This window comes from Citrobacter sp. RHBSTW-00671, from assembly GCF_014103415.1.
In the GTDB taxonomy this organism is placed as follows: domain Bacteria; phylum Pseudomonadota; class Gammaproteobacteria; order Enterobacterales; family Enterobacteriaceae; genus Citrobacter.
The window spans coordinates 1,589,583-1,611,770 of the sequence record NZ_JABXPR010000001.1; the positions used below are offsets into that span (position 1 = coordinate 1,589,583).

General features: G+C 52.6%; 22 protein-coding genes. 18 read left to right on the plus strand and 4 right to left on the minus strand.

Annotation, left to right across the window (positions count from 1 at the left end; genetic code table 11):
• Positions 1–15 precede the first annotated feature (15 nt).
• Entirely contained in the window at positions 16–1,653 is a 1,638-nt protein-coding gene (gene pyrG / locus HV261_RS07580; protein WP_005130912.1) for a glutamine hydrolyzing CTP synthase, read from the plus strand.
• An 86-nt stretch (positions 1,654–1,739) separates the two neighbouring features.
• On the plus strand, positions 1,740–3,038 hold the full coding sequence (eno, locus tag HV261_RS07585; protein ID WP_202037895.1) for a phosphopyruvate hydratase: 1,299 nt from the start codon (positions 1,740–1,742) through the stop codon (positions 3,036–3,038).
• Positions 3,039–3,107: 69 nt separating this feature from the next.
• Here the strand turns inward: eno and HV261_RS07590 are convergent, their stop codons facing one another.
• Positions 3,108–4,217, minus strand: a complete 1,110-nt coding sequence (locus tag HV261_RS07590; protein ID WP_202037896.1) for an SDR family oxidoreductase — start codon at positions 4,215–4,217, stop codon at positions 3,108–3,110.
• Positions 4,218–4,645: 428 nt separating this feature from the next.
• On the opposite strand from HV261_RS07590, the gene queE reads away from it, so the two are divergent.
• Positions 4,646–5,317 carry a 7-carboxy-7-deazaguanine synthase QueE gene (queE, locus tag HV261_RS07595; RefSeq protein ID WP_202037897.1) on the plus strand — a complete coding sequence of 224 codons (672 nt, stop codon included), beginning with the start codon at positions 4,646–4,648 and terminating at the stop codon, positions 5,315–5,317.
• Between the two features lie 97 nt (positions 5,318–5,414).
• Here the strand turns inward: queE and queD are convergent, their stop codons facing one another.
• Positions 5,415–5,777: a 6-carboxytetrahydropterin synthase QueD gene (gene queD, locus HV261_RS07600; RefSeq protein WP_041686189.1), complete on the minus strand. Its 363-nt coding sequence runs from the start codon at positions 5,775–5,777 to the stop codon at positions 5,415–5,417.
• Between the two features lie 305 nt (positions 5,778–6,082).
• On the opposite strand from queD, the gene cysJ reads away from it, so the two are divergent.
• The 3 genes from cysJ to cysH all read left to right on the plus strand — a co-directional run bounded on the left by cysJ (position 6,083) and on the right by cysH (position 10,424).
• Entirely contained in the window at positions 6,083–7,876 is a 1,794-nt protein-coding gene (cysJ, locus tag HV261_RS07605) for an NADPH-dependent assimilatory sulfite reductase flavoprotein subunit (protein WP_202037898.1), read from the plus strand.
• The gene (gene cysI / locus HV261_RS07610) at positions 7,876–9,588 is read left to right on the plus strand and encodes an assimilatory sulfite reductase (NADPH) hemoprotein subunit (protein WP_202037899.1); all 1,713 of its coding nucleotides are present in this window, start codon (positions 7,876–7,878) and stop codon (positions 9,586–9,588) included. Before cysJ ends, cysI begins: the two co-directional genes overlap by 1 nt.
• Positions 9,589–9,689: 101 nt before the next feature.
• Positions 9,690–10,424, plus strand: a complete 735-nt coding sequence (cysH, locus tag HV261_RS07615; RefSeq protein ID WP_202037900.1) for a phosphoadenosine phosphosulfate reductase — start codon at positions 9,690–9,692, stop codon at positions 10,422–10,424.
• A gap of 45 nt (positions 10,425–10,469) precedes the next feature.
• Here the strand turns inward: cysH and HV261_RS07620 are convergent, their stop codons facing one another.
• A complete protein-coding gene (locus tag HV261_RS07620; RefSeq protein ID WP_202037901.1) occupies positions 10,470–11,513 on the minus strand; it encodes an aminopeptidase in 1,044 nt (347 codons plus the stop codon).
• A gap of 254 nt (positions 11,514–11,767) precedes the next feature.
• On the opposite strand from HV261_RS07620, the gene cysD reads away from it, so the two are divergent.
• The 12 genes from cysD to rpoS all read left to right on the plus strand — a co-directional run bounded on the left by cysD (position 11,768) and on the right by rpoS (position 21,621).
• Positions 11,768–12,676 (plus strand): sulfate adenylyltransferase subunit CysD, encoded by a 909-nt coding sequence (cysD, locus tag HV261_RS07625; protein WP_137382749.1) that lies wholly within the window; start codon positions 11,768–11,770, stop codon positions 12,674–12,676.
• Between the two features lie 9 nt (positions 12,677–12,685).
• The gene (gene cysN / locus HV261_RS07630) at positions 12,686–14,113 is read left to right on the plus strand and encodes a sulfate adenylyltransferase subunit CysN (protein WP_202037902.1); all 1,428 of its coding nucleotides are present in this window, start codon (positions 12,686–12,688) and stop codon (positions 14,111–14,113) included.
• Entirely contained in the window at positions 14,113–14,718 is a 606-nt protein-coding gene (gene cysC / locus HV261_RS07635) for an adenylyl-sulfate kinase (RefSeq protein ID WP_202037903.1), read from the plus strand. The genes cysN and cysC overlap by 1 nt, the downstream gene beginning before the upstream one ends.
• Positions 14,719–14,765: 47 nt before the next feature.
• On the plus strand, positions 14,766–15,089 hold the full coding sequence (locus HV261_RS07640; protein WP_137382752.1) for a DUF3561 family protein: 324 nt from the start codon (positions 14,766–14,768) through the stop codon (positions 15,087–15,089).
• A gap of 214 nt (positions 15,090–15,303) precedes the next feature.
• Positions 15,304–15,615 (plus strand): cell division protein FtsB, encoded by a 312-nt coding sequence (gene ftsB / locus HV261_RS07645; protein ID WP_003034163.1) that lies wholly within the window; start codon positions 15,304–15,306, stop codon positions 15,613–15,615.
• 18 nt (positions 15,616–15,633) lie between these two features.
• The gene (gene ispD, locus HV261_RS07650) at positions 15,634–16,347 is read left to right on the plus strand and encodes a 2-C-methyl-D-erythritol 4-phosphate cytidylyltransferase (RefSeq protein WP_202037904.1); all 714 of its coding nucleotides are present in this window, start codon (positions 15,634–15,636) and stop codon (positions 16,345–16,347) included.
• Positions 16,348–16,410: 63 nt separating this feature from the next.
• Positions 16,411–16,890 carry a 2-C-methyl-D-erythritol 2,4-cyclodiphosphate synthase gene (gene ispF, locus HV261_RS07655; protein WP_003034167.1) on the plus strand — a complete coding sequence of 160 codons (480 nt, stop codon included), beginning with the start codon at positions 16,411–16,413 and terminating at the stop codon, positions 16,888–16,890.
• Positions 16,887–17,936: a tRNA pseudouridine(13) synthase TruD gene (truD, locus tag HV261_RS07660; RefSeq protein ID WP_202037905.1), complete on the plus strand. Its 1,050-nt coding sequence runs from the start codon at positions 16,887–16,889 to the stop codon at positions 17,934–17,936. The genes ispF and truD overlap by 4 nt, the downstream gene beginning before the upstream one ends.
• The gene (surE, locus tag HV261_RS07665; RefSeq protein WP_202037906.1) at positions 17,917–18,678 is read left to right on the plus strand and encodes a 5'/3'-nucleotidase SurE; all 762 of its coding nucleotides are present in this window, start codon (positions 17,917–17,919) and stop codon (positions 18,676–18,678) included. Before truD ends, surE begins: the two co-directional genes overlap by 20 nt.
• Positions 18,672–19,298 carry a protein-L-isoaspartate(D-aspartate) O-methyltransferase gene (locus HV261_RS07670; protein WP_061068474.1) on the plus strand — a complete coding sequence of 209 codons (627 nt, stop codon included), beginning with the start codon at positions 18,672–18,674 and terminating at the stop codon, positions 19,296–19,298. The genes surE and HV261_RS07670 overlap by 7 nt, the downstream gene beginning before the upstream one ends.
• Positions 19,299–19,484: 186 nt before the next feature.
• Positions 19,485–20,567 (plus strand): murein hydrolase activator NlpD, encoded by a 1,083-nt coding sequence (gene nlpD, locus HV261_RS07675; protein ID WP_249357549.1) that lies wholly within the window; start codon positions 19,485–19,487, stop codon positions 20,565–20,567.
• Positions 20,568–20,628: 61 nt separating this feature from the next.
• Positions 20,629–21,621: an RNA polymerase sigma factor RpoS gene (rpoS, locus tag HV261_RS07680; protein ID WP_000081498.1), complete on the plus strand. Its 993-nt coding sequence runs from the start codon at positions 20,629–20,631 to the stop codon at positions 21,619–21,621.
• A 96-nt stretch (positions 21,622–21,717) separates the two neighbouring features.
• Here the strand turns inward: rpoS and HV261_RS07685 are convergent, their stop codons facing one another.
• Positions 21,718–22,122: a MarR family winged helix-turn-helix transcriptional regulator gene (locus HV261_RS07685; protein WP_121584982.1), complete on the minus strand. Its 405-nt coding sequence runs from the start codon at positions 22,120–22,122 to the stop codon at positions 21,718–21,720.
• Positions 22,123–22,188 lie beyond the last annotated feature (66 nt).

Consider the following 22,188-nt stretch of genomic DNA (forward strand, 5'->3'; position numbering starts at 1 on the left):
CTTCTCAGGTCCAGCATGACAACGAACTATATTTTTGTGACCGGCGGGGTCGTATCCTCTCTGGGAAAAGGCATTGCCGCAGCCTCCCTGGCAGCCATTCTTGAAGCCCGTGGCCTCAATGTAACCATGATGAAACTGGATCCGTACATCAACGTCGATCCAGGTACTATGAGCCCAATCCAACACGGGGAAGTGTTCGTTACCGAAGACGGCGCTGAAACCGACCTGGACCTGGGTCACTATGAGCGTTTCATCCGCACCAAAATGAGCCGTCGTAACAACTTCACCACCGGTCGTATCTACTCCGACGTTCTGCGTAAAGAACGCCGTGGTGACTATCTGGGGGCGACCGTTCAGGTCATTCCGCACATCACGAATGCCATTAAAGAGCGCGTTCTGGAAGGCGGTGAAGGCCATGATGTTGTGCTGGTCGAAATCGGCGGAACCGTTGGGGATATCGAATCTCTGCCGTTCCTTGAAGCGATTCGCCAGATGGCTGTAGAAATTGGCCGTGAGCACACGCTGTTTATGCATCTGACGCTGGTTCCGTATATGGCGGCGGCAGGTGAAGTCAAAACCAAACCGACTCAGCACTCTGTAAAAGAGCTGCTTTCTATCGGTATTCAGCCAGATATCCTGATTTGCCGCTCCGATCGCGCAGTTCCGGCTAATGAACGTGCAAAAATTGCATTGTTCTGTAACGTCCCGGAAAAAGCGGTGATTTCTCTGAAAGATGTCGATTCCATCTATAAAATTCCGGGCCTGTTGAAATCTCAGGGCCTTGACGATTATATTTGTAAACGATTCAGCTTGAACTGTCCGGAAGCTAATCTGTCAGAATGGGAACAGGTTATCTACGAAGAAGCCAATCCGGCAGGCGAAGTGACTATCGGTATGGTCGGCAAGTACATTGAGCTGCCGGATGCCTATAAGTCAGTTATCGAAGCGCTGAAGCACGGTGGCTTGAAGAATCGTGTCACCGTCAACATCAAGCTGATTGATTCGCAGGATGTTGAAACGCGTGGTGTTGAGATCCTGAAAGGTCTTGATGCCATCCTAATCCCAGGCGGCTTCGGCTACCGTGGTGTTGAAGGGAAAATCGCGACAGCGCGCTTTGCGCGTGAAAACAATATTCCTTATCTGGGCATTTGCCTGGGTATGCAGGTTGCGTTGATTGAGTTTGCTCGTAACGTCGTGGGAATGGACAACGCCAACTCCACAGAATTTGTGCCAGACTGTAAGTACCCAGTAGTGGCCCTGATTACTGAATGGCGTGATGAAGACGGCAACGTCGAAGTCCGTACCGAGAAGAGCGATCTGGGTGGCACAATGCGTCTTGGTGCGCAACAGTGTCAGCTGAGCGATGAGAGTCTGGTTCGTCAACTGTACGGTACGCCGACAATTGTTGAACGCCATCGCCACCGCTACGAAGTCAACAATATGCTGTTGAAACAGATTGAAGCTGCGGGTCTGCGTGTTGCAGGCCGTTCCGGTGATGATCAGTTGGTCGAGATCATTGAGGTACCGAATCATCCGTGGTTCGTGGCCTGTCAGTTCCACCCGGAATTTACTTCCACGCCACGTGATGGGCACCCGCTGTTCGCCGGCTTTGTGAAAGCCGCCAGTGAACATCAGAAGCGTCAGGCGAAGTAAGAAGTAAAAAGTTAGAACGGCAATGCACCCATCAGGGTGCATTGTTTGTCTGGAGTTTTAGTTTAACTTGTACTGAGGAAAACCTAATGTCCAAAATCGTTAAAATCATCGGTCGTGAAATCATCGACTCCCGTGGTAACCCGACTGTTGAAGCCGAAGTACACCTGGAAGGTGGTTTCGTTGGTATGGCAGCAGCTCCGTCAGGTGCTTCTACTGGTTCCCGCGAAGCACTGGAACTGCGCGATGGCGACAAATCCCGTTTCATGGGTAAAGGCGTACTGAAAGCTGTTGCAGCTGTAAACGGCCCGATTGCTCAGGCTCTGCTGGGTAAAGATGCTAAAGATCAGGCTGGCATCGACAAGATAATGATCGATCTGGACGGTACTGAAAACAAATCCAACTTCGGTGCAAACGCCATCCTGGCTGTGTCCCTGGCGAACGCCAAAGCAGCAGCTGCTGCTAAAGGCCTGCCGCTGTATGCACACATCGCTGAACTGAACGGTACTCCGGGCAAATACTCCATGCCGGTTCCGATGATGAACATCATCAACGGTGGTGAGCACGCTGACAACAACGTCGACATCCAGGAATTTATGATTCAGCCGGTTGGCGCTAAATCCCTGAAAGAAGCCGTTCGTATGGGTTCCGAAGTGTTCCACAACCTGGCTAAAGTTCTGAAAGCTAAAGGTATGAACACTGCAGTGGGTGACGAAGGTGGCTACGCGCCGAACCTGGGTTCCAACGCTGAAGCTCTGGCTGTAATCGCTGAAGCGGTTAAAGCAGCAGGCTACGAGCTGGGCAAAGACATCACTCTGGCGATGGACTGTGCAGCGTCTGAATTCTACAAAGACGGTAAATACGTTCTGGCTGGCGAAGGCAACAAAGCGTTCACCTCCGAAGAATTCACTCACTTCCTGGAAGAACTGACCAAACAGTACCCGATCGTGTCCATCGAAGATGGTCTGGACGAGTCTGACTGGGACGGTTTCGCATACCAGACAAAAGTACTGGGCGACAAAATCCAGCTGGTTGGTGACGATCTGTTCGTAACCAACACCAAGATCCTGAAAGAAGGCATCGAAAAAGGCATCGTTAACTCCATCCTGATCAAATTCAACCAGATCGGTTCTCTGACCGAAACTCTGGCTGCGATCAAAATGGCGAAAGACGCTGGCTACACTGCTGTCATCTCTCACCGTTCTGGCGAAACTGAAGATGCTACCATCGCTGACCTGGCTGTTGGTACCGCTGCAGGCCAGATCAAAACGGGTTCTATGAGCCGTTCTGACCGTGTTGCTAAGTACAACCAGCTGATTCGTATCGAAGAAGCTCTGGGTGAACACGCTCCGTACAACGGTCGTAAAGAGATCAAAGGTCAGGCGTAATCCTGTTCTTTCTCTGATTTAAAAATGCCAGCCTTCGGGCTGGCATTTTTTTGCCTGCACAGTAGCAACCTATTTAAAGTCCACCGCCATTTGCTGTGGAATAGTCAGCCCACGTGTCGTCTGCACACAGCGCTCAATGTAATCGGTAAAACGCGGCGGCTTCGGCATCCCCATGCTGAGCAGCTTATCATTACTGAATCGCACGTTCAGCGTTGCGAACGCGCCGTACAGACGCATGGCTTTCAGCATCAGTCGTTCGTTGCAGGGGCCAAAAATATTCTTCAGTTCACGGCGCATTTGGACCAGCGTTTCATAGCTGACCTGTGCGTATTTATTGCCGACGGGAGCTTGTTCCAGCGCAGATGCCATCGCGCTATCAATATCTGCAAACCTCACGCTATTTTCTTCTCCTGCTGAAATGTGCACCACTTCACCGCGAGCGAGCGGACTGCTCAGTAACATCAGCAATGCATCGGCGCAGTAATCAACCGGGATCACGTCAATACGGTCTTCCATCGAACACATAAATTTTTGTAGCATCAGGCCCATGCTGAATACCCAAAAAATACTGCTGGAGGGTTGGCAGCCATGATGAGTATGGCCAACAACGATAGAAGGCCGTGCGATAACCAGTGGTAATGTTGGGCATTCCTGTTGCATCAGACGCTCTATCGTGGATTTAGAGTGCGTATACTCAACCAGATGCTCAGCACGCTCGCGAAATTCTGCACTTTCTGCCACCAGTGAATCGGGTTCTGGGGAGCATGACATCGCTGTACCAACGTGAAGAAAACGCTGCAGGCTGCCGACACAGGCCATTTTCCGGGCGAACTTCAGCGTTCCTTCGACATTTACTTTCCAGATAAGCGGGTTGTTGCCAAAAGAGGCGACGGCGGCGCAGTTGATGACATGAGTAACCTGGTCCAGACGCGGGTCGTTAAGAAACGCTCTGGGTTCTACCAAATCACCCAACAGGATATTCTGTGGGCTAAGTGCGGCCAGCTTTTCTTCTGCAATATTGAATTTGCGCAGATTTTCCTTTATCCGTTCCAGTGCAGATACATCATTATCGGCACGAACTAAAAGCAGCAGATTAAATCCATTTGTCTGATTCAGAATGTTTTCTAAAACGGCTCCGCCCAAAAAACCGGTTGCGCCAGTAATTAATAGTGTATTCATGAATGCAGTCTCATTAGGAGGGGTGACTGGATTCTAGGCGCAGATAATTAAACGGAGATTAAATGGAAAATTAGCGTAAGTTTAAGTTTCTTAAGCCTATTTTAATATAAAAAATACCGCGGATCGAATTTGACTATGTGTGATGATAATAAATTCATAATTTCATGTATCCGTTTGTACATGCTTGAAATATTTTACTTTTAAAATATTTATACTATTTTTATAAGGTTATTATCAAAAATATTTTGTTACATCAAAACGCTGCCTGAACAGCGATGAAATTAAATCACAGTGATTCGAACATTGCAGACGCAAACACGAGATCATGTTTCATGATTTTTTAACTCAGGGGACAGCGCAGCCGGGGGCAAGACCTGAGCGTGCAAATCTGCAATAATACGCGTTCATAACCCTAAACAGAGAAGACTATGCAGTACCCGATTAACGAGATGTTCCAGACCCTGCAAGGTGAGGGTTACTTTACCGGCGTCCCCGCCATTTTTATTCGTTTACAGGGATGCCCGGTTGGCTGTGCCTGGTGCGATACCAAACACACCTGGGATAAGCTTGAGGATCGGGAAGTCTCCTTATATAGCATCCTGGCCAAGACGAAAGAGAGTGATAAATGGGGCGCGGCGAGCAGTGAAGATCTGCTGGCTGTTATTCAGCGTCAGGGCTATACCGCCCGACACGTGGTGATCACCGGTGGTGAACCCTGCATTCACGATCTGATGCCACTGACCGACTTGCTGGAAAAAAACGGCTTTAGCTGCCAGATTGAGACCAGCGGGACACACGAAGTTCACTGTACGCCGAATACCTGGGTGACGGTATCGCCGAAGGTGAATATGCGTGGCGGCTATGACGTACTGTCACAGGCGCTGGAACGAGCCAATGAAATCAAGCATCCGGTGGGTCGCGTTCGCGATATTGAAGCGCTGGATGAACTGCTGGCCACGTTAAGCGATGATAAACCACGCATTATTGCGCTGCAGCCAATCAGTCAGAAAGAAGATGCTACGCGTTTGTGTATTGATACCTGTATTGCGCGTAACTGGCGTTTGTCGATGCAAACGCATAAATACCTGAATATTGCCTGATGAGTTTTGCCGGGGGCGCTTCGCTTGCCCGGCCTACGCGTGTTAATAAGGTAGGCCGGGATCAGACGCGAGGCGTCGCCATCCGGCAAGGTCGGGATCACTCTCCGCGATAAACGCAACCTGCTGTGCAGGTCTCTTTTACCATCACTGCGCTCAGCAGAGGAACAACCGGTTTTACCTGTTCCCAAATCCAGCGAGACAAGACTTCGCTGGTTGGGTTTTCAAGACCTGGGATATCGTTCAGGTAGTAGTGATCAAGCCTGTCGTACGTCGGCTTGAACGCCGCTTTTAACTCGGCGAAATCCATGATCCAACCGGTATGTGGATCGACTTCACCGGTAATTTCAAGACGCACCATAAATGAGTGACCATGCAGACGGCCACACTTGTGTCCTTCCGGTACGTGCGGCAGGCGGTGAGCGGCTTCGAAGGTGAAATCTTTAAACAAGGTGGTGGACATTTTTTACTCTCAAGAATGCGAAAAACCGGCGTAGGGTACCGGAAAGCACATTTTTGCGCATTAACTAAAACGGCCCTGACCAGTAAATGGATATATTCATTTGATCTATTGTAATTAACTCATTACATATCATGCAGTTATTTAATCGCTTTTGTTGTTAATAACTATAGCTAAAACAGGTTAGTCCATTTGGTTATTTGTTATTTCCATCCCTTCTTTAATTGTTACTATCCCCGCCGTTAACCTTATCTTCAGTTTGGGTTTTATTGCTGAAATCCGCTTTGCTTACTGGAACATGACAACGCATGACGACACAGGCCCCACCTTCCGCTTTGCTCCCGCTAAACCCGGAGCAACTGGCACGCCTTCAGGCGGCCACGACCGATCTTACTCCCACACAGCTTGCGTGGGTGTCTGGCTATTTCTGGGGCGTGCTGAATCAGCAGCCGGGAACGAATGCTGCAGCGCCTGCTGCTGAAATGCCAGGAATTACACTCATCTCGGCTTCGCAAACCGGTAATGCGCGTCGCGTGGCGGAAGCCTTACGCGACGATCTGATCGCTGCGAAGCTCAATGTCACCCTGATCAATGCTGGCGATTATAAATTCAAACAAATTGCCAATGAAAAATTGCTGGTCGTGGTGGCATCGACTCAGGGAGAAGGTGAACCGGCGGAAGAAGCCGTGGCGTTGCATAAATACTTGTTCTCTAAAAAAGCGCCGAAGCTTGAAAACACGGCCTTCGCCGTATTTGGCCTTGGCGATACGTCTTACGAATTTTTCTGCCAGTCAGGTAAAGACTTTGATGCGAAACTGGCAGAGTTGGGTGGTGAACGCCTGCTGGACCGCGTTGACGCTGATGTCGAGTATCAATCGGCGGCGGCAGAATGGCGTGCCCGTCTGGTTGATGTACTAAAGGCGCGTGCGCCTGTTGCGTCGTCTGTACAGGCCGCAGCGAGCGGTGCGGTTAACGAGGTGCACACCAGTCCTTACACCAAAGAAGCACCGCTGAGAGCAACACTTGCGGTGAATCAGAAAATTACCGGTCGCGACTCTGAAAAAGATGTACGCCATATCGAAATTGATCTGGGTGATTCTGGCCTGCGCTATCAGCCTGGCGACGCACTGGGTGTCTGGTATCAGAACGATCCGGCCCTGGTCAAAGAAATTGTGGAACTGCTGTGGCTGAAAGGTACTGAGCCGGTCACCGTTGAGGGCAAAACGCTGCCGCTCGCTGACGCGCTGGAGTGGCATTTCGAATTGACCGTCAACACGGCCAATATCGTGGAAAACTATGCCACCCTGACGCGCAGCGAAACGCTGTTGCCATTGGTCGGCGATAAAGCGCAATTACAGCATTACGCCACAACCACCCCCATCGTTGATATGTTGCGTTTCTCCCCGGCACAACTCGATGCCGACGCGTTAATTGGCTTACTGCGTCCGCTGACGCCACGCTTGTACTCCATTGCCTCATCCCAGGCTGAAGTGGAAAGCGAAGTACATATCACCGTGGGTGCCGTGCGTTTTGAGGTTGAAGGGCGTGCGCGTGCCGGCGGAGCTTCTGGCTTCCTTGCCGATCGCGTTGAGGAAGAGGGCGAAGTGCGTGTGTTTATTGAGCATAACGACAACTTCCGCCTGCCGGAAAATTCGCAAACACCGGTCATTATGATCGGGCCTGGAACAGGGATTGCGCCGTTCCGCGCCTTTATGCAGCAACGTGCGGCAGACGGTGCCGAAGGGAAAAACTGGCTGTTCTTTGGCAACCCACACTTTACCGAAGATTTCCTGTATCAGGTGGAATGGCAGCGCTACGTCAAAGAAGGCGTACTCAGCCGTATCGACCTTGCCTGGTCCCGTGATCAAAAAGATAAAGTCTACGTACAAGATAAACTGTGCCAACAGGGTGCAGAACTGTGGCGCTGGATTAATGACGGTGCGCACATTTATGTCTGCGGCGACGCCAATCGCATGGCGAAAGACGTTGAGCAGGCTTTGCTGGAAGTGATTGCCGAATTCGGTGCTATGGATATCGAAGCGGCGGATGAATTTTTAAGTGAGCTGCGCGTTGAGCGCCGTTATCAGCGAGATGTCTACTAATGAGCGAAAAACATCCAGGACCACTGGTGGTCGAAGGTAAGCTGTCCGACGCTGAACGTATGAAGCTGGAAAGCAATTATCTGCGCGGCACCATTGCCGAAGATTTAAATGACGGCCTCACCGGCGGATTCAAAGGTGATAACTTTCTGCTGATCCGTTTTCACGGTATGTATCAGCAGGATGACCGCGATATTCGCGCCGAACGTGCCGAACAGAAGCTGGAGCCGCGCCACGCGATGCTGCTGCGCTGCCGTCTGCCGGGTGGGGTGATCACCACCAAACAGTGGCAGGCGATCGATAAGTTCGCCCATGACAACACGATTTACGGCAGCATCCGCCTGACCAACCGCCAGACGTTTCAGTTTCACGGTATTCTGAAGAAGAACGTTAAACCGGTGCACCAGATGCTGCACTCCGTCGGGCTGGACGCGCTGGCGACCGCCAACGATATGAACCGTAACGTGCTGTGTACTTCCAACCCGTATGAATCTGAGCTGCATGCTGAAGCGTACGAGTGGGCGAAAAAGATCTCCGAACACTTGCTGCCCCGTACTCGCGCTTATGCGGAGATCTGGCTGGATCAGGAAAAAGTCGCGACGACGGATGAAGAGCCGATCCTCGGCCAGACCTATCTGCCGCGTAAGTTTAAAACGACGGTGGTGATCCCGCCGCAGAACGACATCGATCTGCACGCTAACGATATGAACTTCGTGGCGATTGCCGAAAACGGCAAGCTGGTGGGCTTTAACCTGCTGGTTGGCGGTGGACTGTCTATTGAACACGGTAACAAGAAAACCTACGCACGCACCGCAAGTGAGTTTGGTTATCTGTCGCTGGAACACACCTTAGCGGTGGCAGAAGCGGTGGTGACCACGCAGCGTGATTGGGGCAACCGTACCGATCGTAAAAACGCCAAAACCAAATACACGCTGGAGCGGGTAGGTGTCGAGACGTTTAAAGAGGAAGTTGAACGTCGTGCTGGGATCAAATTCGAGCCGATCCGCCCTTACGAGTTTACCGGTCGTGGCGACCGAATTGGTTGGGTGAAGGGGATCGACAATAAATGGCACCTGACGCTGTTTATTGAAAACGGCCGTATTCTGGATTATCCGGGGCGCCCGCTGAAAACCGGCTTGCTGGAGATCGCGAAGATCCACAAAGGCGAGTTCCGTATCACGGCCAACCAGAACCTGATCATTGCCGGTGTTCCGGAGAGTGATAAGGCGAAGATCGAAAAGATTGCGCAGAAGAGTGGCTTAATGAACGCGGTAACTCCGCAGCGTGAAAACTCGATGGCCTGCGTCTCGTTCCCGACCTGTCCGTTGGCGATGGCGGAAGCCGAGCGTTTCCTGCCGTCGTTCACTGACAAAGTGGAAGATATTCTGGAAAAACACGGCATTCCTGAAGAGCACATTGTGATGCGCGTGACCGGCTGCCCGAACGGCTGTGGTCGTGCGATGCTGGCCGAACTGGGGCTGGTGGGTAAAGCGCCGGGGCGCTATAACCTGCATCTGGGCGGTAACCGCATGGGGACGCGCATCCCGCGTATGTATCGCGAAAACATTACGGAAACTGAGATTCTCGCTTCCGTAGACGAACTGGTTGGGCGCTGGGTGAAAGAGCGCGAAGCGGGTGAAGGCTTCGGCGACTTTACGGTGCGTGCGGGCATCATTCGCCCGGTGCTCGATCCAGCACGTGATTTCTGGGAATAACCCGCATTGCCGGATGGCGGCATAAATGCCTTATCCGGCCTACAGTCTACGTAGGCCTGATAAGCGAAGCGCCATCAGGCAAGGCATACAGCGAGGAACTTATGTCCAGACTCGATCTAAACGCGCTGAATGAACTGCCAAAAGTGGAACGCGTGCTGGCACTGGCAGAAACCAACAGCCAACTGGAAAAGCTGAGCGCGGAAGAACGCGTGGCGTGGGCGCTGGAAAATCTGCCCGGCGAATATGTCCTTTCATCAAGTTTTGGTATTCAGGCGGCGGTCAGCCTGCATCTGGTGAACCAGATTCGCCCGGATATCCCGGTGATCCTCACCGATACTGGCTATTTATTCCCGGAAACCTACCAGTTTATCGATGCGTTAACGGACAAACTCAAACTCAACCTGCAGGTCTACCGGGCGAAAGAGAGCGCGGCCTGGCAGGAAGCGCGCTACGGCAAGTTGTGGGAACAGGGTGTTGAAGGTATTGAGAAATACAATGACATCAACAAAGTTGAACCCATGAACCGGGCGCTGCAGGAGCTGAACGCACAAACCTGGTTTGCGGGTCTGCGCCGCGAGCAGTCCGGTAGCCGTGCACATTTACCGGTATTGGCTATTCAGCGCGGCGTATTTAAAGTGCTGCCGATTATCGACTGGGACAACCGTACGGTATACCAGTATCTGCAAAAACACGGTCTGAAATATCATCCGCTGTGGGATCAAGGCTACCTGTCAGTGGGTGATACCCACACGACGCGTAAATGGGAGCCAGGCATGGCAGAAGAAGAGACGCGCTTCTTCGGGCTGAAACGCGAATGTGGGCTGCACGAAGGATAACAGGAAAGTGGTCCGGTAAGATTTACATCCTACCGGACCACTTCTTCAGGATTTACCCGCTTTTGCCAGTTCTTTCACCAGCGGCAGCATGATGCGTACGACGTCGCGGCTGCGATGTTCAATCCGCCCTGGAAGTGCTTTATCGATATGTTGCTGGTTGTCCAGACGCACGTCGTGCCAGCTGTTACCGGCGGGGAAAGAGGCCGTTTTGGCGCGTTGCTGATAACCGTCTTTTTTACCCAGGCTCCAGTTGGTTGCTTCTACCGAGAGCACGGCGATCCCCGCGTTGTCGAAGACCTCGGCATCGTTACAACATCCGGTTCCTTTCGGATAGTCTTTGTTCAGTCCCGGGTTGGTACTGGCGGCAATACCGCGACTGCGTGCAATTGCCAGCGCCCGGTCGCGCGTCAGTTTTCGTACGGCTTCCGGGGTTCTTTTCCCACTATTGAAGTAGAGCTTATCCCCGACGATCAGGTTATCGAGGTTGATAACCAGCAGCGTATTTTTTTTCTCTGCCGCACTCATGCGCTTGAGGATATTTTCTGCACCCAGTTTGCCTTCTTCCTCGCCGCTGGTGGCGATAAACCGAATGCCGTACTGTGTTGGCACATTTTTGAGTTTGTCAGCCAACTCCAGCATGACGCCCAAACCTGCGGCGTTATCGTCGATGCCCTGCAAGGTTAATCCGCCCAGATTAGCATCGGAATCGGCATCGCTCTGCGCGGCGTAAGTGTCGAGATGCGCCATGATAATAATCTGCTGCGGCGCTTTGCCTTCATGCGCTGCAATGACGGTGCTGCCCGTCACGTTATGCCAGTTTTTACGGTTATCTTTGGCGGTATAAATATAACGGCTATTAAACGTCCGAATATCACTGCGATAGCCCATCTGCTGAAATTGCTGACGCAAATAATCAGCAGAGAGCATTTCTGCCGGAGAGCCCGTCACGCGGCCAGGGAAGAATGTTGCGATATATCGAGCCTGAGTATTTGCCATATCTCCGGGCTTCGAAGAGGTTGCCTGTGCGGGAAGGATAAAGCACGCGCCGAGCGCCAGGGCGGTAGTCAGGTGGCGCAATGCGGAAAACATAGTGAGTCCTTAAATACCAAGCAGAAATTTTCAGCCGCTAGTATGAAACCGTGATCGAGGTAAAACAATTTCATTTGCTCCTAAATGCCCGAAATCTGGCGGCTTAAGCACTTTTTGAACTTTGCTTTTCCAAATCGTTATTCCTTTGAGGAACTACTCATTCCAATTCGTAATTTCATTCGCTCTCTTGCCCTCCCTATAGTCAGGTTATCTGAACTTCGTTAGCAAAATAACGGCAATACATAGGAACGGTTATGGATCAAAAACGACTTACCCACCTGCGGCAACTGGAAGCGGAAAGCATCCATATCATTCGTGAGGTGGCCGCCGAGTTTTCGAATCCGGTGATGATGTATTCCATCGGCAAGGATTCCAGCGTAATGCTGCATCTGGCGCGCAAAGCGTTTTATCCTGGTTCACTGCCGTTTCCTCTGCTGCACGTTGATACCGGCTGGAAATTCAGCGAGATGTATGAGTTTCGTGACCGCACGGCAAAAGCCTACGGCTGCGAACTGCTGGTGCATAAAAACCCGGAAGGGGTGGCGATGGGCATCAACCCGTTTGTCCACGGTAGCGCCAAGCATACCGATATTATGAAAACCGAGGGGTTGAAGCAGGCGCTGAATAAATACGGTTTTGACGCAGCATTCGGCGGCGCCCGCCGTGATGAAGAGAAATCGCGCGCCAAAGAGCGTATTTACTCCTTCCGCGACCGCTTCCACCGCTGGGACCCGAAAAACCAGCGCCCGGAGCTGTGGCATAACTACAACGGCCAGATTAACAAAGGCGAAAGCATTCGCGTATTCCCCCTCTCTAACTGGACGGAACAGGATATCTGGCAGTACATCTGGCTGGAAAATATCGACATCGTGCCGCTGTACCTCGCGGCGGAGCGTCCGGTGCTTGAGCGCGACGGCATGTTGATGATGATTGACGACGACAGAATCGATCTGCAGCCTGGTGAGGTTATCAAAAAACGGATGGTGCGTTTCCGTACACTCGGCTGCTGGCCGCTCACTGGCGCAGTGGAGTCTAACGCACAGACGCTACCGGAAATCATCGAAGAGATGCTGGTCTCAACCACCAGTGAACGTCAGGGCCGCGTGATTGACCGCGACCAGGCGGGCTCCATGGAGCTGAAGAAACGTCAGGGGTATTTCTAAGGAGCCGCCATGAACACGACACTTGCACAACAAATTGCTAATGAAGGCGGCGTTGAAGCCTGGATGATTGCCCAACAACACAAAAGCCTGCTGCGCTTTTTAACCTGCGGTAGCGTGGATGATGGGAAAAGTACCCTGATTGGCCGCCTGCTGCACGACACGCGTCAGATTTATGAAGATCAGCTTTCATCGCTGCACAACGATAGTAAACGTCATGGCACGCAGGGCGAGAAGCTCGATCTGGCGCTGCTGGTTGACGGTTTGCAGGCCGAGCGCGAACAGGGCATCACTATTGACGTGGCCTACCGTTATTTTTCCACCGAAAAACGCAAATTTATCATTGCGGATACTCCCGGTCATGAGCAGTACACCCGCAATATGGCAACCGGCGCGTCGACCTGCGATCTGGCGATCCTGCTGATCGATGCGCGTAAAGGCGTGTTGGATCAGACCCGCCGTCACAGCTTTATTTCTACGCTGTTGGGAATAAAACATCTGATCGTCGCGATCAACAAAATGGATCTGGTGGATTTCAGCGAAGAGACATTTAACCGCATTCGTGAAGATTATCTGACCTTTGCAGAGCAGCTGCCGGGCAACCTGGATATCCGTTTTGTACCGCTTTCAGCACTGGAAGGTGACAATGTGGCGTCGCAAAGTTTCAGCATGCCGTGGTACAGCGGTCCGACGCTGCTGGAAGTGCTTGAAACCGTTGAAATCCAGCGCGTAGTCGATACGCAGCCGATGCGCTTCCCGGTGCAGTATGTGAACCGCCCAAATCTTGATTTTCGTGGTTATGCCGGAACGCTGGCCTCCGGTAGTGTGAAGGTGGGACAACGCGTCAAAGTGTTGCCGTCTGGCGTTGAGTCGAGCGTCGCCCGGATTGTCACGTTTGATGGCGACTTGCAGGAAGCGCATGCAGGTGAAGCCATTACCCTTGTGCTAAAAGATGAGATCGATATCAGTCGTGGTGACCTGCTGCTTGATGCCCTAGAAACGCTGCCGGCGGTGCAAAGCGCTGCCGTTGATGTGGTGTGGATGGCGGAGCAGGCACTGTCGCCAGGGCAGAGCTATGACATCAAAGTGGCGGGCAAGAAGACGCGTGCGCGTGTTGATAGCGTGGAGTATCAGGTTGATATCAATAACCTGACCCAGCGTGAAGTCGAAGCCTTACCGCTGAACGGTATCGGCCTGGTGAGATTGACGTTTGATGAACCGCTGGTGCTGGATACCTATCAGCATAATCCGGTCACGGGCGGCCTGATTATCATTGACCGTCTGACCAACGTCACCGTTGGGGCAGGACTGGTACGCGAGCCGATCGTCCAGGAGCAGGCCACGGCATCCCAGTTCAGCGCGTTTGAACTGGAGCTCAATGCGCTGGTGCGTCGTCACTTCCCACACTGGGGTGCGCGCGATCTGCTGGGAGGAAAATAATGGCGCTGCATGACGAAAACGTCGTCTGGCATGCCCATCCTGTTACGCCGCAACAGCGGGAGCAACACCACGGCCATCGTGGTGTTGTGCTGTGGTTTACCGGACTCTCTGGCTCCGGTAAATCCACGGTAGCGGGAGCGCTGGAAGAAGCGCTGCACAAGCAGGGGGTTAGCACCTATCTGCTGGATGGCGATAACGTGCGCCACGGCCTGTGCAGCGATCTTGGATTTAGCGATGCCGATCGTAAGGAGAATATTCGTCGGGTTGGCGAAGTGGCTAACCTGATGGTGGATGCGGGGCTGGTGGTACTGACGGCCTTTATTTCCCCTCATCGTGCTGAACGACAGATGGTTCGCGAACGTGTGGGTCATGGGCGTTTTATAGAGGTGTTTGTCGATACGCCATTAGCAACGTGTGAAGCACGCGATCCAAAAGGGCTGTATAAAAAAGCGCGGGCGGGGGAGTTGCGCAATTTCACCGGAATCGACTCGGTATACGAAGCGCCTGAATCGCCAGAGATTCATCTTGATGGTGAACAATTGGTAACAAATTTGGTACCCCAATTATTAGACCTGCTGAGGCAGGAAGATATTATCAGATCCTGAGACACCCGAGCTTGTATGCCCGGTCAGTCACGGTCACAGGATTAGATATGCGTAACAGCCATAACATTACTCTCACAGAGTCAGAGACCTTCGCCGCCGACGACGAAACCACCTGGACACTTCCAGGGGCCGTGGTCGGTTTTTTAGCGTGGTTGCTGGCGCTGGGATTCCCGTGTCTGATGTATGGCCCTAACACGCTGTTTTTCTTTCTTTATACCTGGCCTTTTTTCCTCGCGTTGCTGCCCGTCGCCATTGTGGCGGGTATTGCCCTGCATTCGCTTATGCAGGGACGGTTGCTGCTAAGCGTTACGTTTACCCTGCTGGTGGTTGGGTCGATGTTTGGCGCCTTGTTCCTGTGGCTGCTGGGCTAGGTCTCTTCCCTTTTGTCATGGCGAGTGGTGCTGCATACCGGCAGCTCTAATTCAAACCGTAACCAACAATGAGATTATGTTCTCCTTACACGGGGTATACGTAACAACGGGCAAATGTGGTACATTTGCCCGCGTTGTCGCGGCATTCCCGCCCGCAGACGTAAAATCGTCGACGGAAGTTATGGGATGTTAATGCCGTTTTTCAGGGGGCAGGATGGGTAAACTAACGCTGCTGTTGCTGGCTTTATTGGTCTGGCTACAGTATTCGCTGTGGTTCGGTAAGAACGGCATACATGACTATAGTCGCGTCAACGATGATGTTGCTGCGCAGCAAGCTACAAACGCGAAACTTAAAGCGCGTAACGATCAGCTCTTTGCTGAAATTGACGATCTCAATGGCGGCCAGGAAGCTATCGAGGAACGTGCACGCAACGAACTCAGCATGACGAAGCCGGGCGAAACGTTTTATCGCCTGGTCCCTGACGCGTCTAAGCGCGCACAGACCGCAGGGCAAAACAATCGATAAACCAGCCAAGGATTTAACATGGCAGCCACTTTATTGGACGTTTGCGCCGTGGTGCCGGCTGCCGGATTTGGCCGCCGAATGCAAACAGAGTGTCCTAAGCAGTACCTCTCAATTGGCAATAAAACCATTCTTGAACACTCGGTTGATGCGCTACTGGCGCATCCCCGGGTGACGCGTGTCGTCATCGCTATCAGCCCAGGCGACAGCCGCTTTGCCCAACTTCCACTTGCTGCACATCCGCAAATTACCGTAGTGGATGGCGGCGATGAGCGTGCCGATTCTGTTCTTGCCGGTTTGCGAGCCGCTGGGGACGCTCAGTGGGTACTGGTGCATGATGCCGCGCGGCCATGTCTGCATCAGGATGATTTAGCCCGCTTACTGGCAATAAGTGAAACCAGCCGTATCGGCGGTATTCTGGCGGCTCCCGTACGCGACACCATGAAACGTGCGGAGCCTGGTAAGACCGAGATTGCTCATACGGTCGAACGCACCAATTTATGGCATGCGTTGACACCGCAGTATTTCCCACGCGAGCTGTTACACGATTGCCTGACCCGAGCGCTAAACGAAGGCGCAACCATTACGGATGAGGCCTCGGCGCTGGAATATTGCGGCTTTCATCCGCTGCTGGTTGAAGGACGCGCTGACAACATTAAAGTCACCCGTCCGGAAGATCTGGCACTGGCGGAATTTTATCTGACCCGAACAACCCCTACACAGCATCATTCATGATGTACCGAGGCGGCCAATACAAAGGCGGCTTGAAGGATGATGTGTCTATCAGGAGAATGCATAATGCGAATTGGACACGGTTTTGACGTACACGCCTTTGGCGGTGTTGGCCCAATTATCATTGGTGGTGTGCGCATCCCGTATGAAAAAGGATTGCTGGCGCATTCTGATGGCGATGTGGCATTACATGCGCTAACCGATGCCCTGCTGGGTGCGGCGGCGTTGGGCGATATTGGTAAACTCTTCCCGGATACCGACCCGGCCTTTAAAGGTGCAGATAGCCGTGAATTATTGCGTGAGGCCTGGCGGCGTATTCAGGCTAAAGGCTATACGCTTGGTAATGTGGATGTCACTATTATTGCTCAGGCGCCGAAGATGCTGCCGCACATTCCACAAATGCGGGTGTTTATTGCCGAAGATCTCGGCTGCCATATGGATGATGTTAACGTGAAAGCGACCACCACGGAAAAACTCGGTTTCACCGGGCGTGGGGAAGGGATTGCCTGTGAAGCGGTGGCGTTACTCATTAAGGCAACGAAATGACAGCGTTTGAAGATTTGACGTATCTCCATGGCAAACCACTGGGCCATGGCGTTCTGAAAGCGAATCCGGAAGACTTTGTCGTCGTCGAAGATTTAGGCTTCGAACCGGATGGCGAAGGCGAGCACGTTCTGGTGCGTATTCTGAAAAACGGTTGTAACACCCGTTTTGTGGCTGACGCGCTGGCTAAATTCCTTAAAATCCATGCCCGTGAAGTGAGCTTTGCCGGGCAAAAAGATAAGCATGCTGTCACCGAGCAGTGGCTGTGCGCGCGCGTGCCGGGCAATGCAATGCCCGATTTAAGCAAATTTGAGCTTGAAGGCTGTAAAGTGCTGGAGTACGCCCGCCACAAGCGTAAGCTGCGTTTAGGCGCACTAAAAGGCAACGCGTTTACGCTGGTGTTGCGTGAAGTGAGCGAGCGTGATGATGTTGAAGCGCGTTTACAGGCGATTAGCGAGCGCGGCGTCCCGAACTATTTCGGCGCCCAACGTTTTGGTATCGGCGGCAGCAACCTGCAAGGTGCGCTGCGCTGGGCACAAAGCGATGCGCCGGTGCGCGATCGCAATAAACGCAGTTTTTGGTTGTCGGCAGCCCGTAGCGCGTTGTTTAATCAGATAGTCAGTGAACGCTTGAAAAAAACAGACTTTAATCAAGTTGTTGACGGCGATGCGCTACAATTGTCGGGACGCGGAAGCTGGTTTGTTGCCACACGGGAAGAACAGACCGAATTACAGCGTCGTGTTGATGAAAAAGAATTGATGGTAACAGCGGCACTACCGGGCAGCGGTGAGTGGGGAACTCAGCGCGATGCTCTGGCGTTTGAAGAGGCGGCTATTGCTGATGAAACCGCACTACAGTCTCTGTTATTGCGCGAGAAAGTTGAGGCATCGCGCCGCGCTATGTTGCTGTATCCACAACAATTAAGCTGGAACTGGTGGGATGACGTAACCGTTGAGTTGCGCTTCTGGCTACCGGCAGGTAGCTTCGCCACCAGTGTTGTAAGGGAACTTATTAACACAATGGGTGATTATGCGTATATTGCTGAGTAACGATGATGGGGTCCACGCGCCCGGTATACAAACGCTGGCGAAAGCGCTGCGTGAGTTTGCTGACGTACAGGTGGTTGCCCCGGATCGTAACCGCAGTGGCGCGTCTAACTCGCTGACGCTGGAATCCTCGCTTCGCACTTTCACCTTTGATAATGGCGATATCGCCGTGCAAATGGGGACGCCCACCGATTGCGTCTACCTGGGCGTGAACGCGTTAATGCGTCCGCGTCCGGACATTGTCGTTTCCGGGATTAATGCGGGTCCAAACCTGGGAGATGATGTCATCTACTCCGGTACCGTGGCGGCAGCAATGGAAGGTCGTCATCTCGGATTCCCTGCGCTGGCGGTCTCACTCGATGGGCATAAACACTACGATACCGCTGCAGCGATAACCTGCCGGATTTTACGTGCGTTGAGCCGCGAACCGCTGCGCACCGGTCGCATTTTGAATATCAACGTTCCAGATTTACCCCTGGATCAGATCAAAGGTATGCGGGTCACCCGCTGCGGCAGCCGTCATCCGGCAGATCAGGTGATCCCACAGCAGGACCCGCGTGGTAATACGCTGTATTGGATCGGGCCGCCGGGCGAAAAGTGCGATGCCGGTCCGGATACGGATTTTGCTGCCGTTGATGAAGGTTATGTTTCAATCACGCCACTGCATGTTGATTTAACCGCATACGGTGCGCATGAGGTTGTTTCTGACTGGTTAGACAGCGTGGGAGTCGACACGCAATGGTAAGCAGACGCGTACACACTCTCCTTGAACAATTACGTGCGCAGGGCATCAGAGATGAGCATGTCCTGGATGCGCTCGCCGCCGTGCCGCGTGAAAAGTTCGTTGATGAGGCGTTTGAACATAAGGCCTGGGATAATATCGCCCTGCCGATTGGCCAGGGGCAGACCATCTCACAGCCCTATATGGTGGCTCGTATGACCGAGCTGCTGGAGCTAACGCCGCAATCGCGGGTACTGGAAATTGGTACCGGCTCTGGCTACCAGACGGCGATCCTGGCGCATCTGGTGCATCACGTGTGCTCTGTTGAGCGCATTAAAGGTTTGCAATGGCAGGCGCGTCGTCGCCTGAAGCAGCTTGATTTACATAATGTTTCGACCCGTCATGGTGATGGATGGCAAGGTTGGCAGGCTCGAGCGCCGTTTGACGCTATCATTGTGACGGCTGCACCGCCTGAGATCCCAACGGCATTGATGATGCAGTTGGATGAAGGCGGCATTCTCGTCTTGCCCGTGGGCGATGAGCACCAGTTTTTGAAACGGGTTCGTCGTCGGGGAGGCGAATTTATTATCGACACCGTGGAGGCCGTACGCTTTGTTCCCTTAGTCAAAGGGGAGCTAGCGTAGCTAACGCTGCTGAATACCTGGAGTTTTCCTGGATATTCTGGAATTAGTAAGCGTATCGTGGTCACGTTTTCCAGTGTCCAGTCCGATGCTTTGCACGGTGATTACGTCACTGGGTATTAACCAAATTTTCCTGGGGGATAAATGAGCGCGGGAAGCCACAAATTTACCGTTCGCCGTATTGCGGCATTGTCACTGGTTTCATTATGGCTGGCAGGTTGTTCAAACACCTCGAATCCACCAGCGCCGGTCAGCTCTGTTGGCGGCAACTCATCGTCGAACACCAGCTCCGGTATGCTGATCACGCCCCCACCAAAAATGGGATCAACGGCGACAGTACAACAAACGCCACAGATCCAACCGGTGCAACGCCCGGCGACTCAGCCAACACAGGTTCAGCCGGTTGCAGAGCAGCCTGTCCAGATGGAAAACGGGCGGATTGTGTACAATCGTCAGTATGGGAACATTCCGAAAGGTAGCTATACGGGTGGCAGTACCTATACTGTTAAGAAAGGCGATACGCTTTTCTATATTGCCTGGATTACCGGGAACGATTTCCGTGACCTCGCACAACGCAATAACGTTCCGGCCCCGTATGGCCTGAATGTCGGACAAACTCTGCAAGTGGGCAACGCGTCGGGTGCACCGATTACCGGTGGTAATGCCATCACCCAGGCGGATGCAGCACAGCAAGGAGTTGTGACCAACCCTGCACAAAATTCCACCGTTGCTGTTGCTTCGAAACCAACAATTACGTATTCTGAGGATTCAGGTGAACAAAGTGCTAACAAAATGTTGCCGAACAACAAGCCTGCTGGGACCGTCGTCACAGCGCCTGTAACGGCTCCGGCAGTTAGTGCAACCGAATCGACTGCAAGCTCAACTTCTACCAGTTCGCCGATTTCTACCTGGCGCTGGCCGACTGACGGCAAAGTGATCGAAAACTTCGCAGCTACCGAAGGTGGCAATAAAGGGATCGACATTGCAGGCAGCAAAGGACAGGCTATTGTCGCGACCGCAGATGGACGCGTCGTGTATGCCGGTAACGCGCTGCGTGGTTACGGTAATCTTATTATCATCAAACACAACGATGATTACCTGAGTGCCTACGCCCATAACGATACAATGCTGGTCCGGGAACAACAAGAAATCAAGGCGGGGCAGAAGATAGCTACCATGGGTAGCACCGGAACCAGTTCTACACGCTTGCATTTTGAAATTCGTTACAAGGGGAAATCCGTAAACCCGCTGCGCTATTTACCGCAGCGATAATTCGGCGGAACCAGGCTTTCACGTGCTAGTTCCGTTAGGGATCACGGGTAGGAGCCACCTTATGAGTCAGAATACGCTGAAAGTTCATGATTTAAATGAAGATGCGGAATTTGATGAGAACGGAGTAGAGGCTTTTGATGAGAAAGCCTTGAGTGAAGAGGAACCCAGTGATAACGACCTGGCTGAAGAAGAGCTGTTATCGCAGGGGGCCACACAGCGTGTGTTGGACGCGACTCAGCTTTACCTTGGTGAGATTGGTTATTCGCCACTGTTAACAGCCGAAGAAGAAGTTTATTTTGCGCGTCGCGCACTGCGTGGAGATGTCGCTTCTCGCCGCCGCATGATTGAAAGTAACCTGCGTCTGGTGGTGAAAATTGCTCGTCGTTATGGCAATCGTGGTCTGGCGTTGCTGGACCTGATTGAAGAGGGCAATCTGGGGCTTATCCGTGCCGTCGAGAAGTTTGACCCTGAGCGCGGGTTCCGCTTCTCAACATACGCGACCTGGTGGATCCGCCAGACGATCGAACGGGCGATTATGAATCAAACCCGAACGATCCGACTGCCGATTCACATTGTAAAAGAGCTGAACGTCTATCTGCGTACCGCGCGTGAGTTGTCGCATAAACTGGACCACGAACCGAGCGCAGAAGAGATTGCGGAACAACTGGATAAACCGGTTGATGACGTCAGCCGTATGCTCCGACTCAACGAGCGCATTACCTCGGTAGACACCCCGCTGGGTGGCGATTCCGAAAAAGCGTTGCTGGATATTCTGGCCGACGAAAAGGAAAACGGTCCGGAAGACACCACGCAAGACGATGATATGAAACAGAGCATCGTCAAATGGCTGTTCGAACTGAACGCCAAACAGCGTGAGGTGCTGGCACGTCGTTTTGGTCTGCTGGGGTACGAAGCTGCGACACTGGAAGACGTGGGCCGTGAAATTGGCCTGACCCGTGAACGTGTTCGCCAGATTCAGGTTGAAGGTCTGCGTCGTCTGCGTGAAATCCTGCAGACGCAGGGGCTGAATATCGAAGCGCTGTTCCGCGAGTAAGCACAAGTTCTATCAAGAAAGGCCAGTTCTATTGGGACTGGCCTTTTTCTTTAGTGGATATGCAGACCGGGTAAGGCGGAGCCGTCATCCGGGACATTACCCCATCATCTTACGCACCAGATACGTAAACTGTTCGCGTTCTTGCGCGCTAAGCCGCCCGAGAAACTCATTATCTATACTGTCTCCCAGCTGTGTCACGTGGGTAAGCAATGCATCACCCTCAGGCGTCAGATAGACAAATCGCCTGCGCTTATCTGCCGGATCGTGCTCGCGTTTTACCAGCCCCCGACTCTCCATCCGGCTCAGCATTTCCGCCAGTGTTGCTTTCGTACTCACCGCGGCCTCTGTTAAGTCAACTTGCTCGATACCAGGACGTTCAGCAATGGCCCGCATCACTGCGTACTGAGGTTTAGTCAGTTCCGGTAATGCCTGCTGCCAGCGAGCCGTATGCTTTTGAAAAAGCTGGCGTAGTAAGTGAAACGCGGTATTTCGTAACTCCATGGGAACTCCGGGCAAACGATCGGCCTCTATCATAGCGGGTAACGCGTGATTTTTTAACAAGCGCGA